General features: G+C 70.9%; 14 protein-coding genes. 7 read left to right on the forward strand and 7 right to left on the reverse strand.

Features of this window, described 5'->3' with window-relative positions:
• Both QM633_RS07455 and QM633_RS07460 read left to right on the forward strand, forming a co-directional pair.
• Nucleotides 1-1743 (forward strand): protein kinase domain-containing protein (locus QM633_RS07455; protein WP_415153111.1); only part of this gene is annotated, 1743 nt, incomplete at its 5' end.
• A 101-nt stretch (nucleotides 1744-1844) separates the two neighbouring features.
• Nucleotides 1845-4055 carry a S8 family serine peptidase gene (locus tag QM633_RS07460; protein ID WP_415153112.1) on the forward strand — a complete coding sequence of 737 codons (2211 nt, stop codon included), beginning with the start codon at nucleotides 1845-1847 and terminating at the stop codon, nucleotides 4053-4055.
• A gap of 234 nt (nucleotides 4056-4289) precedes the next feature.
• Here QM633_RS07460 and glpK read toward each other — a convergent pair whose 3' ends face one another.
• Together glpK and QM633_RS07470 are read right to left on the reverse strand one after the other, a co-directional pair.
• The gene (glpK, locus tag QM633_RS07465; protein ID WP_415153113.1) at nucleotides 4290-5807 is read right to left on the reverse strand and encodes a glycerol kinase GlpK; all 1518 of its coding nucleotides are present in this window, start codon (nucleotides 5805-5807) and stop codon (nucleotides 4290-4292) included.
• Between the two features lie 247 nt (nucleotides 5808-6054).
• A complete protein-coding gene (locus QM633_RS07470; protein WP_415153124.1) occupies nucleotides 6055-6822 on the reverse strand; it encodes an MIP/aquaporin family protein in 768 nt (255 codons plus the stop codon).
• Nucleotides 6823-7327: 505 nt separating this feature from the next.
• Here QM633_RS07470 and QM633_RS07475 point away from each other — a divergent pair.
• The 5 genes from QM633_RS07475 to QM633_RS07495 all read left to right on the forward strand — a co-directional run bounded on the left by QM633_RS07475 (nucleotide 7328) and on the right by QM633_RS07495 (nucleotide 14755).
• Entirely contained in the window at nucleotides 7328-8284 is a 957-nt protein-coding gene (locus tag QM633_RS07475; protein ID WP_415153114.1) for a sugar-binding transcriptional regulator, read from the forward strand.
• A 793-nt stretch (nucleotides 8285-9077) separates the two neighbouring features.
• Nucleotides 9078-10655, forward strand: a complete 1578-nt coding sequence (gene glpA, locus QM633_RS07480; RefSeq protein ID WP_415153115.1) for an anaerobic glycerol-3-phosphate dehydrogenase subunit GlpA — start codon at nucleotides 9078-9080, stop codon at nucleotides 10653-10655.
• Nucleotides 10652-11905, forward strand: coding sequence for a glycerol-3-phosphate dehydrogenase subunit GlpB (gene glpB / locus QM633_RS07485; RefSeq protein ID WP_415153116.1), 1254 nt, complete (start codon nucleotides 10652-10654; stop codon nucleotides 11903-11905). The genes glpA and glpB overlap by 4 nt, the downstream gene beginning before the upstream one ends.
• Nucleotides 11902-13152 carry an anaerobic glycerol-3-phosphate dehydrogenase subunit C gene (locus QM633_RS07490; protein WP_415153117.1) on the forward strand — a complete coding sequence of 417 codons (1251 nt, stop codon included), beginning with the start codon at nucleotides 11902-11904 and terminating at the stop codon, nucleotides 13150-13152. The genes glpB and QM633_RS07490 overlap by 4 nt, the downstream gene beginning before the upstream one ends.
• A gap of 181 nt (nucleotides 13153-13333) precedes the next feature.
• Nucleotides 13334-14755, forward strand: coding sequence for a right-handed parallel beta-helix repeat-containing protein (locus QM633_RS07495; protein ID WP_415153118.1), 1422 nt, complete (start codon nucleotides 13334-13336; stop codon nucleotides 14753-14755).
• Nucleotides 14756-14977: 222 nt separating this feature from the next.
• Here the strand turns inward: QM633_RS07495 and yaaA are convergent, their stop codons facing one another.
• The 5 genes from yaaA to QM633_RS07520 form a co-directional block, all read right to left on the reverse strand.
• Entirely contained in the window at nucleotides 14978-15766 is a 789-nt protein-coding gene (yaaA, locus tag QM633_RS07500) for a peroxide stress protein YaaA (RefSeq protein ID WP_415153119.1), read from the reverse strand.
• Nucleotides 15760-16011: a hypothetical protein gene (locus QM633_RS07505; protein ID WP_415153120.1), complete on the reverse strand. Its 252-nt coding sequence runs from the start codon at nucleotides 16009-16011 to the stop codon at nucleotides 15760-15762. Before QM633_RS07505 ends, yaaA begins: the two co-directional genes overlap by 7 nt.
• Nucleotides 15993-16157 carry a hypothetical protein gene (locus tag QM633_RS07510; RefSeq protein ID WP_415153121.1) on the reverse strand — a complete coding sequence of 55 codons (165 nt, stop codon included), beginning with the start codon at nucleotides 16155-16157 and terminating at the stop codon, nucleotides 15993-15995. The genes QM633_RS07505 and QM633_RS07510 overlap by 19 nt, the downstream gene beginning before the upstream one ends.
• Nucleotides 16154-16306 (reverse strand): hypothetical protein, encoded by a 153-nt coding sequence (locus tag QM633_RS07515; protein WP_415153122.1) that lies wholly within the window; start codon nucleotides 16304-16306, stop codon nucleotides 16154-16156. Before QM633_RS07515 ends, QM633_RS07510 begins: the two co-directional genes overlap by 4 nt.
• A 42-nt stretch (nucleotides 16307-16348) precedes the next feature.
• On the reverse strand, nucleotides 16349-16589 hold a 241-nt coding region (locus tag QM633_RS07520; RefSeq protein ID WP_415153123.1), incomplete at its 5' end, for a hypothetical protein.

Here is a 16589-nt window from a genome sequence, read left to right on the forward strand (position 1 = left end):
CCGGCGGGAGCGGCCGTACCGGCGCCCGCCGGGGTGGGTGCCGCAGCGACCGCGCCGCCCGGCGACGTGCTGGACTTCCCGGCCCCCCCGATCGCAGGGACGCCTGAGGCCTCGGCGGGCGACGGCTCCCGCGTACTCGGCCGGCGCTACCGCCTCGCCGAGCAGCTCGCCGTCAGCAACCGGACGCAGACCTGGCGGGCGGACGACCTCGTCCTGGGACGAGCGGTGCTGGTACACCTGCTGGACCCGGACGATCAAGGCACGGCGGAGGTGCTGCGGCTGTCCCGCGAGGCGGCGCTGGCCACCGACGCGCGCTTCCTCCGGGTCCTCGACGTCGTCGAGGACGAGCCCGGCGTCGGGCCGTACCTGGTCTACGAGTACGCGGCCGGCCAGACCCTGGAGAAGGTGCTCCGCGGTGGCCCGCTGACCGGGGTCGAGTCGGCCTGGATCGTCCGTGAGGTCGCCGACGCCCTGATCGCCCTGCACGCGCAGGGCCACTTCCACCGCCACCTCAGCCCCGCGACGGTGCTGGTCACCACCTCGGGGAACGTGAAGGTGCTCGGCTTCGGGGTGAACGACGCCGGCCGGCCCGCGGCGACGGCGACCAACGGCGAGGCGGCCGACGTGCGGGCGCTGGGCCAACTGCTGTACGCGTGCCTGGTCGCCCGCTGGCCCGGGGGCGACCGGTTCGGGCTCCCGGCCGCCCCCGTCGCGGACAGCAACTGGGTGCTGCCCAGCGAGGTGCGCGGCGGGGTGGCACCCGCCGTCGACCGGGTGGTCGACCGGCTGCTCTCGCCGGTGCCGCGCGGCCACGCGCCCCGGCTCGCCACCGCGCAGGACGTGACCACCCAGCTCTCCCTCGTGCTCGGTCCGATGGGGGCGGCCCAGGACCTCCGCGCCCGGCTGGATCCCGATCGGGACGCCGCCGGGTCCGACGCCACGCCGGCGCCGGTCTCGCGGGTGGCGCCGCCGCGTCCGACCCCCGCTTCGGTGGGGCGGTTCAGCGCGACGTCCGCCTCGCTGCCCGAGGAGGACGACGAGCCCGAGGACTCGACCCAGCCGTTCGTGGCCGCGGCCCTGGAACGCAGCGAGTCCTTCACCCCGGTGCCGCCGCCGGCGAACGCCAGGCCCGTCGCCGCCGACCAGCCGGCACCGCGCCGGTCACTTCGCCTGCCAGTGCTGCTCGGTGCCCTCGCCCTGGTGCTCGCCGTCGGGATCGTCGCGGCGGTCGCTCTCAGCGTCCGGGATCCCGCCACCACGCCCGCGACCGCGACCGGCACGCTCAGCGTGACGAAGGCGACCGCGTTCGACCCGAAGGCGGACGGCGGTGACGCGTCCGAGTCGAACAAGTCCGCCCCCCTCGCCGTGGACGGAAACCCCGAGACCGTCTGGCGTACCGAGAAGTACCGCTCGGCCGCCCTCGGCTCCCGCAAGCCCGGTGTCGGGCTGGTCCTCGACCTGGGCGAGACCAGGACGGTGACCCGCGTCCAGCTCACCCTGGAGGGCAAGGGAACGGCCGTCGCGCTGAAGGTCCCCTCCGAACCGGTGGAGTCGGCCCCGATGAAGTCCGTCGAACGATGGGACTCGATGGCGAGCGTGGCGGACGCGGGAACCAGCACCACGCTGGTGCCGGGGCAGCCGGTCCAGACCAGGTACCTGCTGGTCTACCTCACCTCGCTGCCCTCGATCGGAAACGACTACTACCGCGGCGGGGTCGCCGAGATCGTGGTCAGCGGGCACTGAGCCCCGTTCCCGGGCGGAGCGCCGCGGCGCCACCCTCGCCGTGCGGGGACGGATCGCCTAGACTCCTCCCCGGGGTACTTTCTCGCACGCTCGGGGGGAGCATGGGAAAGCTGCGCACGGGGGTTTCGATCTGCGGACTTGCGCTCGCGATCACCTTGTCCACGGCGCTGTCGGCCGCAGCCGACACGACGAGTTCCGGCGCGCCCGGGAACGAGCCCGCCGCGTCCGCCACCGCGAGCCCCGCGTCCACCCCGAAGCCCGCGTCCACCGCGTCCGCCGCGTCCACCACGAGCCCCGCGTCCGGACCCACCGCCGGCCACGACGCCGGAGATCCCACGCCCGGTGCGACGGCCACCGACCCGGCCCCGCGTGACTCCGCGGGTGATCCCGCGCCGAGCCAGGCGGCCCGCACCCCCGCCGCGGAACCGTCGGCGACCGCGGAACCGTCGGCGACCGCGGAACCGTCGGTGACCGCAGATCCCGGCTCCACGACCACGCCGGCGCCGGAGGGCGCACGCACCGGCTACATCGTGCGCTACCGGTCGCCCGAGGCGGCCGAGGACCCCGACCTCCCGCGCGGCCGGAGCGTGCACGATGTCGACGGCCTCGATGCCGTCGTGGTCGGTCTGACCAGCGCGGAGGCCACCGCCCTGGCCGCCGACCCGGACGTCGCCTACGTCCAGCCCGACACCCGGGTACGGGCGGCGGACACGCAGCCCTCCCCGGGCTGGGGCCTGGACCGGATCGACCAGTCCGCGCTGCCCCTGGACAGCTCCTACACCACCGGCCAGACCGGCGCCGGGGTGAAGGTCTATGTGGTCGACACCGGGATCAGCGCGGCGAGCGGGGAGTTCACCGGACGCCTCGCCGACGGTGTCTCGTTCGTGCCGGACGAGCCGCAGACCACCGACTGCGTCGGGCACGGCAGCCACGTCGCCGGCACCGTGGGCGGCTCCACCTACGGGGTGGCCAAGGGCGTCACGCTCGTCCCCGTCCGGGTGCTCGACTGCAGCGGCAGCGGCGACAGCGCCTGGACGGTGCTCGGACTGGACTGGGTGCTCAAGGACCACCGGGCCGGTCAGCCCGCCGTGGTGAACCTCAGCATCACCGGCCCGCCCAACCGGGCCGAGAACGACCTCGTGGCGAAGCTGGTGAAGGAGGGGGTCACCGTGGTGGCCGCCGCCGGCAACGAGAGCGCGGACGCCTGCGACGCGTCCCCGTCCTCGGCGAGGAGCGCGCTGACGGTCGCCGCCTCGGACTCCTCCGACCAGCGGGCGTGGTTCTCGAACTCGGGTCGCTGCGTCGACCTCTACGCCCCGGGGGTCTCGATCCTCTCCGCGTCCCCCACCGGCACCAGCCCCGTGCTGAAGTCGGGAACCTCGATGGCGACCCCTCACGTGTCGGGTGTCGCCGCCCTGGTCCTGGGTGCCCACCGCTCCTGGAGCGCGGCGAAGGTCTCCACCAGGATTCTCGCCATCAGCTCCCCGGGCCTGATCGGGGACAACCCCGCGCGGACGCCGAACCGGCTGCTGTCGATCGCGCCGGGCATCACGGCGGTCAGCGCGCTCGGCAGCACCGGCTCACAGCTGCGGCTCACCGTCCGCGGCAGCGGGTTCCTCGGCGTCACCGGCGTCCTGGTGAACGGCAGCCCGGCGACCCGGCTCGACGTGCGGTCGGCCTCCACGCTGGTCGCGACGGCTCCCGCGCCGGCCCCCGGCCCGGTGTCCGTGCAGGTCGTCACCGAGTTGTCGGCGTCCGGGGTGGCCTCCACCGCCTACCAGCCACCCGCCGTGGTCGATGCGCTCTCGGTCTCCGCCGGCTCCGTCCGCGGCGGCACTCAGGTCGTGCTGACCGGGTCGTCCTTCACCGGGACGACGGCGGTGAAGTTCGGCACCCACGCGGCCACCGACTTCCGGGTGGTCTCCGACACCCAGATCATCGCCGTCGCGCCCGCCCAGCCGGCGCGGACGGTCACGGTGAGCGTCGTGACCGCGGTCGGGCCGTCGGCGTCGGGGAAGGCCGCCGCCCGGTACCGCTACGGACACGTGGCGAAGGTGCTACGACTCTCGTCCTCCCCCCGCCTCACGCCGAGCACGGTCGGTTCCTCCGCGGCCGGCCCGCGGCTCAAGATCTCCGGACGCTACTTCTCCGGCGTGACCGCCGTGACGTTCGGAGGTGTCGCGGGCACCAACCTGAAGGTGAGCTCGTCGAAGCGGCTCTACGTCACCGTCCCCGCAGGGGTCACGGGAACGGTCGAGGTCCGCGTGGAGAACCGCTACGGCGCGTCCGCCCCGGTCATGATCGGCACCTAGCCCGGCCCTCGGTCACGGTCCGTCCCGGCACGCCACAACGCGCGCCGGCGCCGGGTTCCCTCCACTCCACCGCCCGCCCGGGACGCTGCCCACGCAACCGGCATGACGGAACCCGTCGCCCGTGACCGGCACAACGGAACGATGCCCCGTGCCGGCACGGGAGGACGGGCCGGAAAACGGTGTGCCGCCGGGCCCGCGTGGGTCCCGGCGGCACCGGCGGGTGTCGGTGACAGGTCACTCGACGTCGTCGTCGACCCAGTCGAAGGTCTTGGTGACGGCCTTCTTCCAGTTGCGGTACAGGCGCTCGCGCTCGTCGGAGTCCATCTTGGGCTCCCAGCGCTTGTCCTCTGCCCAGTTGTCGATGACGTCCTGCTCGCCACCCCAGTAGCCGGTCGCGATGCCGGCGGCGTAGGCCGCACCGAGCGCGGTCGTCTCGGCCACCACCGGACGCACCACCGGCACGCCGACCTGGTCGGCCTGGAACTGCATCAGCAGCTCGTTCTGGGTCATGCCGCCGTCGACCTTCAGCTCGGCGAGCTTCACCCCGGAGTCGGCCTCCATGGCGTCCAGCACCTCACGGGTCTGGAAGGCGGTGGCCTCCAGGACCGCGCGGGCGATGTGGCCGCGGTTGACGAACCGGGTGAGACCGACGATCGCGCCGCGGGCGTCAGCCTTCCAGTACGGGGCGAACAGGCCGGAGAACGCCGGCACGAAGTACGCGCCGCCGTTGTCCTCGACGGACGCGGCCAGCTCCTCCACCTCGGGGGCGGAGGAGAACATCTTCAGGTTGTCGCGCAGCCACTGCACCAGCGAGCCGGTGACGGCGATCGAACCCTCGAGGGCGTACACGGTCGGCTGGTCGCCGATCTTGTAGCAGACGGTGGTCAGCAGGCCGTTCTTCGACGGGACCTTCTCGGTGCCGGTGTTCATGATCATGAAGCAGCCGGTGCCGTAGGTGTTCTTGGCGTCGCCGACGTTGAACGCGGCCTGGCCGAAGGTGGCCGCCTGCTGGTCGCCCAGGTCGCCGGCGATCGGGACGCCGCCGAGCAGGCCCTGCTCGCGTCCGTAGCCGTAGACCTCCGAGGACGACTTGATCTCGGGCAGCATGCTCATCGGAATGCCCATGTCCGCCGCGATGTCGGCGTCCCAGCTCAGCGTGTCCAGGTCCATCAGCATGGTGCGGGACGCGTTGGTCGGGTCGGTGACGTGGATGCCACCGTCGACGCCGCCGGTGAGGTTCCAGATCACCCAGGTGTCCATGTTGCCCATGACCAGCTTGCCGGCCTCGGCGTCCGCGCGGGCACCCTCGACGTTGTCGAGGATCCACTTGACCTTGGGCCCGGAGAAGTAGGTGGCCAGCGGAAGGCCGACCTTGGCCTTGTACTTGTCCTGGCCCTCTGCGCCGCCGAGCTCCTCGACGATCTTGGCGGTGCGGGTGTCCTGCCACACGATCGCGTTGTAGACGGGCTGGCCGGTCTCCTTGTTCCAGACCAGCGTGGTCTCACGCTGGTTGGTGATGCCGACCGCCTGGATGTTGTCCTTGTTCAGGCTCGCCTTGGCCAGGGCCTCGCCCACGACCTCGCGGACCGCGTCCCAGACCTCGATCGCGTTGTGCTCGACCCACCCTGCCCTCGGGAAGATCTGCTCGTGCTCCTTCTGCCCCACGGAGACGATGCGTCCCTCGTGATTGAAGATGATCGCCCGGGAGCTGGTCGTTCCCTGGTCAATCGCGAGGATGTACTTGTCGGCCATGGATAATTCCTTCCACGTCATTGTTGTTGAGCCGATGATGATGTTTCTGCGAGCGGGTCGGCGGTCACCGGCCCGCTCGTGCTTTTCCTGAACCCGCCGGGACGCCGGTCCTGCGCGGCACGACCCGGTCTACCCGGCCACGCTGTGCGGGGACTGTGCTGCCTCTCGGCGCGGTGCAGGTCCCTGGTTGGGTGGACCGGTCAGGCCCACCCAGCCAGGAGTACTACCAGGAGTACTACTGATGTGCTCACGCAGGCAGGAGCACACCGCTCAGCAGACCGGCAAGCACACCGCCGACGATCGGGCCGGCCACCGGAACCCACGCGTAGGCCCAGTCCGAGGAGCCCTTGTTCGGGATCGGGAGGACCGCGTGCGCGATGCGGGGGCCGAGGTCACGAGTCGGGTTGATGGCGTATCCGGTCGGGCCACCGAGCGAGGCGCCGACGCCGACGACCAGCAGGGCGACGCCGAGCGCGCCGAGCCAGCCCAGGCCGCCGGGGGTGGCGGTGTTCGAGTCGCCCCAGTGACCGGCGGCCAGGATGACCGTGACGAACACGAAGGTGGCGATGGCCTCAGTCACGAAGTTCCAGCCGTAGTTGCGGATCTCCGGGCCGGTCGAGAAGACGCCGAGCTTGAAGCCGTCGGGGGCGTCCTCGTCGAAGTGCTGCTTGTAGACCAGCCAGCACAGGACCGCACCGACGAAAGCGCCGAGCAGCTGGGCGGACAGGTAGGTGGCAATCGAAGCCGCATCAACCGGGATCCCGGGGACGAACTCCTTCTTGCCTGCCGCGACCAGCGCGAGGGTGACGGCCGGGTTCAGGTGGCCGCCGGACTTGTACGAGGCCAGAACACCGGCGAAGACGGCGATGCCCCATCCCCAGTTGATGTGGAGGACGCCGCCCCCGTGTCCCTTGGTCTTGGAGAGCAGGTTGTTGGCAACAACACCCGCGCCGAACAGCAGCAGGATCGCGCTACCTACGAACTCGGACAGAAAGATCGTGCCGAGAGTCACGATGGCTCACTTTCCGACACCCACAATGGTGTCAGTTTGGCGTCCCGGACGGGACGCAGACGTTGGTTTGTCTCTTGGAACAGAGGTTGAGGACGGAGATCAGACTCCCGCCGGGAGAGGTTGCGCGGCCCGAGTGAGCGGGCGCGACCGGCGGGACGTACTGGCGGGACAGCCCAGCGTTGCGCGCGCCCGGGCTGACTTCGTGGTGAGCAGTACCACTGGAGCCTCGCTGTGGTCGCTGTCCGCCAAGGCTCCATGTGGCGAACGCGAGGGGTGGTGGTGCCCAGTCGGGTCGGCTTCCTCCTTGATGCCGGATCCGGAGCCACCGAGCGTTGGCGCATGCGCGCCGACCGCTGATCGGAACATCGGACTCCTTCGTACCCGCTGAACCACGACGATAAGGCACGGCAAGGTCAAACGCTCTCACCCCGCCCGTAGCGCCCATCTTGCTAACGCCTGAACGGATGCGCTAGACCTGTGCACGAACGTGCACGGAGAGGGTGCAAGCTTGAACGAGCGCTACGAGGACATGTACCAAGCGGCTTCCCGCTACTACATCCAGGGCGAAACGATGGAGAGCATCGCCCACCAATTGAGGCTCTCCCGCTCGTCGGTCTCGCGGCTGCTGAAGGATGCTCGCGAGTCCGGACTGGTCCGGATCAGCCTCGCCGACCACAGCGGGTCGCAGTCCCCGCTCGCGTCGGCGATCAGCCGTCACTTCGGCGTCCGGGTGCACATGGTGTCGGTCCGCGAGAACGCCAACGAGAACGTCCGGTTCGACCAGGTCGCGCGGCTGGCCGGACGCCTCTTCACCGAGGCCGTCGACGACCACCAGCTGATCGGGGTCGCCTGGGGGGTCACCCTCTCCCACGTCGTGAAGCACCTGGGCAGGCGTCCGCTGGTCGGGTCGACGGTCGTCCAGATCAACGGCGGGGCGAACCAGCGCAGCTCCGGGATCCCCTATATCGGTGAGATCCTGCAGTCGATCGGGGACGCCTTCGACGCGCGGGTGGTGCTGTTCCCCGTCCCCGCCTTCTTCGACTACGCGGCCACGAAGCAGGCGATGTGGCGGGAGCGGTCGGTGCAGAACGTGCTCAAGCTGCACTCGAAGCTCGACCTGGCCGTCTTCGGCGTCGGCTGCCTGGAGGGACGCGTCCCTTCCCACGTCTACTCCGCGGGCTACATGGACGCCTCCGACATGCGCCAGCTCGCCTCCGACGGCGTGGTGGGGGACGTCTGCACGGTGCTGCTCCGCGAGGACGGCTCGTACGCCGACATCTCCTACAACGAGCGCGCCACCGGCCTGACCCCCGCCGAGCTCCAGCGCGTGCCGCGCCGCATCTGCGTGGTCGCGGATCCGTCCCGGGCACCCGCCGTGGTCGGCGCGCTCCGGGCCGGCACCGCCACCGACCTCGTCCTCGACGAGGGCACCGCCCGCGCCGTCCTCGACCGCGCCCGGGTCTAGGAGGCTGCTGAACAATCATGTCCCGGCTGCGGCGCGCCGGATCGGGCGATCCGCAGCGGCCACACCTTGGGGCATAGGACCACTATCACCCACAAGATGTGGCCTTGCCGCTCATCCCGCCCGGCACGTCCTCGCTCGGAACAGCATTGTTCAGCAGCCTCCTAGCCGTACTGACCGGCTCCGGCCCGGCTCGCCCCGCCCCCACGGGCACGCACGTGCGCGCGAGGATCGTCCGCGCAGCGAAGCCCCGCTGGCGTCCGCGAGTTTCGGGAGCCTCTGCGGGAGTCCGGCCGCCGAGGCACGCCGGTCCGGACGGATGCGGGGAACCGCGCGCGGGCCGAACCGACGCGAGCAGGGCCGGGACGCCCCCATCGCCGGACCGAGTTCGGGACTGGACCGAGTGGGGGACGGTTCTCTTCTCAGTCCACGAACCCAGGGACCGAGTCAGGAACCGTCCCCTATTCAGTCCACAACCCCAGGGACCGTGGACCGAGTTGGGGACGGTTCTCTTCCCGGTCCACCACCAGGGACCGAGCGCAGAGTGGACCGAGTCAGGAACCGTCCCCTATTCAGTCCACGAACCGGTGGACGGAGCGGGCAACCGTGGCCGATCCGCCAGGGTGTCGATTTCCCATGGCCCCTGCGCATTCGTGCACGCATGGGCGACCTTGTCGGATGGTGGTGAATCCCCGACCCGCCTCTGACTAGCCTGCAGGGAAGGAGGCGTACCGCGCTGTCCGGACGTCGATGGTGCGCCGGGCGGGCCGGCGCCCATGACTCTGGGGAGGCCCACGTGAGAAGGCTCGCTGTTGACGTCGTCGTCATCGGTGGCGGCTCCACCGGCGCCGGCGTCGTCCGTGATGTCGCGATGCGCGGCTACACCACCGTGCTGCTGGACCGGGCCGACCTCGGTCAGGGCACGACCGGACGGTTCCACGGCCTGCTGCACTCCGGGGGACGCTACGTCGTCAGCGACCCGGAGTCCGCCACCGAGTGCGCACAGGAGAACGCGATCCTCACCCGGATCCAGGCCAGCGCGATCGAGGCCACCGGCGGCTACTTCGTCACCTGCCCCGGCGACGACCCGGCGTTCGCCGACAAGTTCCTGGAGGGGGCGCGGGCGACCGGAGTTCCGGCCCGCGAGGTCTCGGTCGCCGAGGCGCTCCGCAACGAGCCGCGGCTGAACCCCGGCATCCTGCGTGCGATCGAGGTGCAGGACGGGACGGTCGACGGCTGGCAGCTGGTCTGGGGCGCGGCGAACTCGGCGAAGGCGTACGGCGCCGACGTCCTGACCTACCACAAGGTCACGAAGATCGGCACGGCGGACGGTCACGTCGCCGCCGTCCACGCCACCGACCTGAAGAACGGCGAGGACGTCCTGATCGACTGCGGCTTCGTGCTCAACTGCGCGGGTCCGTGGGCGGGCCAGATCGCCGCCATGGCCGGTGCCCACCCGGTCGACGTCGTGCCCGGCCGCGGGATCATGATCGCGATGAACCACCGACTCGTGAACCGGGTGGTGAACCGCTGCATCTACCCCGCCGACGGCGACATCCTCGTCCCCGTGCACACCGTGAGCATCATCGGCACCACCGACGTGAAGGTCGACGACCCGGACAACCTGGCCATCGAGCACGACGAGGTCCAGCAGATGCTGGACGCGGGCGAGGTGCTGATCCCCGGCTTCCGTTCCTCGCGCGCGCTGCACGCGTGGGCCGGCGCCCGTCCGTTGATCAAGGACAACCGGGTGGCGTCCTCCGACACCCGGCACATGAGCCGCGGCATGGCGGTGATCGACCACACCGAGCGTGACGGACTGGACGGCATGCTCACCATCGGCGGCGGCAAGCTCACCACCTACCGGCTGATGGCCGAGCACATCGTGGATGCGATGTGCGACAAGCTCGGCGAGAAGCGGGCGTGCCGGACGGCCGACGAGGCTCTGCCCGGGTCGGAGTCCGGCAGGAACTATGTGGTCACCCACCGGTTGCACGACCGGGAGGAGGACCGCGTCGATGACCAGATCATCTGCGAGTGCGAGCTGATGAGCCGCAGGATGTTCACCACTGCGCTGGAGTCCCAGCCCAAGGGCACCTTCGACGACCTGCGCCGCCAACTGCGGCTCGGGATGGGCCCCTGCCAGGGCGGCTTCTGCTCGATGCGGGCGACCGGCATCGCGCTCGAGACCGACCACATCGACATCGAACGGGCGACCGGCCTGCTCCGGCTGTTCCTCAAGAACCGCTGGATCGGGCTGTGGCCGATCCTGTACGGCGACCAGGTGCGCCAGACCGCCCTGGACAACTGGATCTTCTCCGGCACGCTCGACGTCGAGCATCTGCCCCGGCCCGAGAGCGAGGTGGCGTTGTGAGCCGCGTGATCGTCATCGGCGCAGGCCTGTCCGGCCTCGTCGCAGCCCACCGGCTCGCCGCGGGCGGGCTCACCGTGACCCTGCTCACCAAGGGCATCGGTGGCCTGCAGCTGGGCCAGGGGACGATCGACGTCCTCGGCTACTCCCCCGACCGGGTCACCAACCCGATCCTGACCCTGTCCGCGCTCGCGTCCGCCCGGCCCGAGCACCCCTACGCCGCGATCGGTGCCGCGCCCGTCCACGCCGGGCTGGACTACCTCAAGGGCCTGCTGCCCGACCTGCTCGTGGGGGACGCGGAGACCAACTACCAACTGCCCACGGCGGTCGGCGCGATCCGTCCGACCTGCCTCGCGCAGCCCAGCATGCTGGCGGGGCACCTGGGCGACGGTCAGCGGCTCGCGATCGTCGGGTTGCGCCGGCTGAAGGACTTCCACCCCAGGCTGGTGGCCGAGAACCTCGCCCGCACAGACCTTCCCGACGGCGGACGGGTCGAGGCACGGCCGCTGTTCGTGGACGTGCCCGCCCGCGACGGCGAGGTCGACTCGAGCGGCCTCACCTACGCGCGCGCCTTCGACGACCCGGCGTTCCGGGGCCGCTTCGCCACCGCCCTGGCGCCCCTGCTCAACGACGGCGAGGTGGTCGGCCTGCCCGCGGTGCTCGGCCTGAAGGACCACACGGCGTGGCAGGACCTCGCCGAGAAGCTCGGCCACCCGGTCTTCGAGATCCCGCTGCCGCCGCCGTCGGTGCCGGGGATGCGGCTGAACGAGGCCCTGGGCGCCGCGGTGAGGGACGCGGGCGTCCGGCTCGTCAACGGGACCCGGACCTACGCCGCACACGTCGAGGACGGCATCGTCCGCTCGGTGACCGTGGCCACGTCCGGCGCGCCGCGCGAGTTCGCCGCCGACGCGTTCGTCCTCGCCACCGGGGGCTTCGAGTCCGGGGCGCTGGCGCTGGACTCCCACGGAACGGTCACCGAGACCCTGTTCGGGCTACCGCTGGCCGGGCTGGACGCCGGACCGCTCGTGCAGGGCGACTACTGGGGCGCCGACCAGCCCCTGTTCCGGGTCGGGGTGCGCGTGCGGGCGGACATGCGGGTACTGGACGCGACGAGCGGCGTGGTCCACCCCAACCTGTTCGCTGCGGGCGGCATCATTGCCGGCTCGTCGCGCTGGGCCGAGAAATCCGGCGACGGCATCGCGCTCGGCAGCGCGGTGCGGGCAGCCGACACGATCCTTGAGGAGTTGTCATGAGCACCCCGGAGGAGACGACGAGGCCCGGGCTGGAGTTCGCCGGCCACGAGCTGGCCAGGGCGAGCCTGGACGCCTGCGTCAAGTGCACGATCTGCGAGACGCAGTGCCCGGTGTCTGCGGTCACGCCGCTGTTCACCGGTCCGAAGTTCGTCGGCCCGCAGGCCGAGCGGTTCCGCAACGGCGAGAGCGTCGATCATTCGCTCGACTACTGCTCGAGTTGCGGCACCTGCACGCTGGTGTGCCCGCAGGGCGTCCAGATCGCCGAACTGAACAGCCAGGCGCGCGCGGTGATGAAGGCCGACCACATGCCGCTGCGGGACCGGCTGATCGGCCAGACCACGTTGATGGGCACGGTGATGACGCCGGTCGCGCCGATCGCACGGGCGGTGCTGCACAACAAGCCCTTGCGGGCAGCCATGGAAGCGGTCGTGAAGGTGCACCGGGACGCCCCGATGCCGCCGCCGCAGGGCCAGACGTTCGCGAGCTGGTGGGCGCGCCGGCCGAAGCCGGCCGCACCGGCGACCAGGGGGCCGGTGGTCTTCTTCCACGGCTGCGCGGGCGGCTACTTCGAGGTGGAGACGTCGAAGAAGTCGGTCGAGGTGCTGGAACGCCTCGGCTACGAGGTGCTGGTGCCCAAGCAGGGCTGCTGTGGCCTGGCCCAGCAGTCGAACGGGCTGTTCGAGAGCGCGACGAAGAGCGTCCTGAAGCTGTGTGACGACCTCCGGTCCGCGGGGACCGACCTGACCATCATCTCCTCGTCCGGTTCGTGCACGGGCATGCTCAAGCACGAGGCTCACGAGATCATGGGCGTCACCGCCGAGTCGCTGCACGACGTCGGGACGCGGATCCGCGACATCATGGAGTTCCTGCTCGACCTGCACGATGCGGGCGAGCTGCCCACCGATTTCCAGCCGATCGAGATGACGGTTCCCTACCACGCGCCGTGCCAGCTGAAGAGCCAGGGCATCGGCAAGCCGGCCCTGGAGGTGCTGCGGCTGATCCCGGGGCTCACGGTGGTCGACTCGGAGAAGGTCTGCTGCGGGATCGCCGGCACCTACGGCCTGAAGAAGGAGAAGTATGAGGTCGCGCAGGCCGTCGGCAAGCCGCTGTTCGACATGGTGAAGGCGACGAACCCCGATCTGGCACTGTGCGACACCGAGACCTGCCGCTGGCAGATCAGCCAGTCCTCCGGCGTCCGCACCGAACACCCGATCTGGATGATCCACAAGGCCTACGGCCTGTCCTGACGGCACGGAGGAACCGTCCCCCTGACCTGTGCGGAGGAACCGTCCGCCGCGTAACCGGGAAGGGTGGGACGGCTTCCGTCGTGCCTCCCGGAGCTTGTCACCCGTCCGGGTTCTTATGGAACACTCAGGCAGGGTTTATACTTTTCGCACCTGTTCTCCCCCGAACACCAAGGTGCACAACATGAACACGCTCGTCCTTCGGGGCGGGAGCCTCGCCATTGCACTGGCGGCCACCGCGGCAGCGCTCCTCGTACCCGTTCCTGTGGCCGTTGCGGCGACCACCGATACCGTCCAGGCCGCAGCCGATGCCTTCGGTCTGCGCAACTACTCCGTGGTCGAGGCCGCCTCGGCCGACGCCATCGTCACCGCTGCGCGGAAGTCGCCGGCCTCGACGATCATCCACATCCCGTCCGGGAAGTTCACGGTGAGCGACACCATCCGGCCCGCGAACGGCGTCTACCTGGCTGCCGAGTCCGGCACCACCGTCACCTGGCGGGGCGGGACGAGCAACCTCGTCCGCTTCGCCGACGTCTCGAACACGGGCATCTACGGCGGCACCTGGGACGCGGCGGCCAAGGGCACCAACGCCGTCGGCACGACCCATGCCAGCGGCGTCAAGCTCCGCAATCTCACCATCACCAAGGGCGCCACCAACGGTCTGGGCGTGTACGACTCGTCGTCGGTCGACGTGGTCTCGGTGACCACGACCGCCAACAAGCAGACCGGCGTCTACGTCGGGACCTCCTCCACGCTCACGGCCAGCAAGCTCGTCTCGACGATGAACCAGCGCAACGGCGTCCAGGTCACCGGCGACAGCTCCACCAGGGCGACGATCAGCGACAGCACCCTGGACAAGAACGGCCAGGCGGTCAAGGGCAGCACGACCGGCAAGACCGGGCACGGTCTGGGCGTCGCCGACGCGGCGAGCGTGGTGGTCAGCAACTCCTCGATCTCCTCCAACAAGGTCTGCGGGGTGTCCCTGACCAGCAGGGCGAGGGTGACGATCAGCGGCAGCAGCCTCGACAACAACGGCCGCCACGGACTCGGCACCCAGGCCGACTCGAAGGGCGGCCCGACCGCGGACATCACCAACTCCACGGCGAAGAGCAACGGCTACAACGGCATCCTTTCCTCCGGCAAGGGCACGAATGTCACGCTGCGGAACGTCACGATCTCGTCCTCCAAGCAGATGGGGCTGTCCCTGCCCAGCGGCGGCAGCGCGTCCGTCTCCGGCACGGACATCACCAAGTCCGGCAAGCAGGGCATCTCGGTCGCCGGCAGCGGCACCCTGACCCTCGGCGGCGACAACGCCATCAGCTCCGGGAAGGCGCACGGCATCGCGGTGTCGAAGAAGGGCACCCTGGTCGTCTCCGGCCAGAACAACGTCGTGGCCGACAACAAGAAGAACGGCCTGCTGATGACCGGCAGCGGCACGAGCGGCAGCATCGCGGAGGCGGTGTCGTTCGAGAACAACAAGGACTACAACGGCCGGGTGCTGTCGAAGGCCAAGCTGCGCACGGTCCCCTGCATCTTCGTCGGCAAGGGCAAGAACAAGACGAACTTCACCACCGCCAAGTCCGGTTCGGTGACCGTCGTCGGGTGAGGCGACCCCCGCCCTGAACGGGATAGGAACCGTCCCCCGAACGGAATTGGGGACGGTTCCTATCCCGTTCGCTGGTGTGTCCCCGTTCCCGTTCAGGCGATCATCGCCAGTCCGCCGCCGGCGGGGGTTGGCGGCTCGTCGTTCCCGGGTGCGCGCGGACGGGACGTCCCCGCATCGCGCGACCGCGGGGACGGTTCCTCCCTCGGTCCACGGCCGGGCGGCTCAGCGATCGGCGAAGGAGCGGACGAAGACCGGCACCTCGGCGGTCGAGGCGTCGGTGTCATAGCGGTAGCCCGCACCGTCGAACCGGGCCAGGGCCGAGGCGGTGCGCACCCGGTTGCGGACCAGCCAGCCGGCGAGTTCACCGCGGGCGCGCTTGGCGAAGAAGGAGACCACGCTGCGCCGGCCGCGAGGATCGGTGTCCTCGAACCGGGGCGAGATCATCACAGCGCCGAGATCGGCGGGCCGCACGGCCGACGCGTACTCGAGCGACGCCAGGTTGACCACGACCCTGGCACCCGGCGATGCGGCCAGGTCCGCGGCGAGCAGGTCGGTGATCCTCGAACCCCACCACTCGTAGAGCGAGGTCCCGCGAGAGGTGGCCAGCCGCGTGCCCATCTCCAGGCGGTAGGCCTGGATCAGGTCGAGCGGACGCAGCACGCCGTAGAGCCCGGACAGGATCCGCACCGTCTTCTGCGCCTCGGTGTAGTCGCGGGTGCTGAAGCGGGCGCGCACGGCCAGGCCCTGGTAGACGTCGCCGGCGAAAGCGAGAACGGCCGGACGGGCGTTCGCAGGGGTGAACGGGGTCCGGAAGGACGCCCAGCGCTCGGCGTTGAGGGCAGCGAGCTCGTCGGAGATGCCGGCCAGCGCGGCGAGGTCGGCCACCGACTTGGTCCGCATCACCTCCGCCAGCTGCTCGGACTCCGCGAGCAGCCGGGGCTGGGTGGCGGCGACCTTCGCCGGCCGGGACTCGAAGTCCAGCGACTTCGCGGGCGACAGGAGGATCAGCACGGTGGCGAGCGTACTTCACACCGCTGCCCGGCGGCGCGCGCGAGCCGCTCGTCCAGGGTGACCAGCGGGACGTCGAGCAGTTCGGCCGCCGCGACGTACCAGGCGGCGCCGGAGGTCGGGTTCTGGCGCAGTTCCCAGATCCGGGACGCGCACGGCTCGAACCCCACCGGACGCGAGGCGAACCGGAGCAGGTCGCGGAAGGCGAGTCCACTGGTCACCGGTTCGATCACAGCGGCCGCCCCCACCACCGCAGGATGTTGGCGGTCCCGATCGGCAGCAGCTCCGGCACGTCGGACGCGGCGGCCAGCAGGCGCCGCTGCGCCCATCGGGCGGCGTCGCCGCTGTCCAGGAGCGCGGCCACCACCACCGAGGAGCCGACGACCTGGTTCACCGCCGGTCCGCGTCCCGGGCGGCCGGGATCGCCGAGGCGTCCACCTCGATGCCGGCGGCCTGCGTGCGCCCGCGGACCTCGCCAGCGCAGGAGCTGAGGTCATGACGGCTGGACAGCTCCACCAGCTCGGCCAGCAGGTCCTCCTGCAACGAACGCCCGCCCCGCGAGGAGCGGCTGCCGCCGAGGGAACCTCAACGGGTGGCGACGGCGAGCACGGCCGCGCCGGGCAGGTGCAGCGCACCGCTGTGGACGTACTGCGCGCTGAGCCGGTCGTAGGCCCGCGTCATCGCCGCGCGGCCGGAGGCGTCCTGGACGCGCCAGGTGTGCCCGATCGCCGCCACGCCACGGGTCACCCCGCTCCACCACTGCCCTGGTTCGACCACGTGGACGAACGCGTGGGTCCACGCCCGCACGCCGGCGAGGCCCGCACCC

Source organism: Propionicimonas sp. (genome assembly GCF_047606205.1).
In the GTDB taxonomy this organism is placed as follows: domain Bacteria; phylum Actinomycetota; class Actinomycetes; order Propionibacteriales; family Propionibacteriaceae; genus Propionicimonas.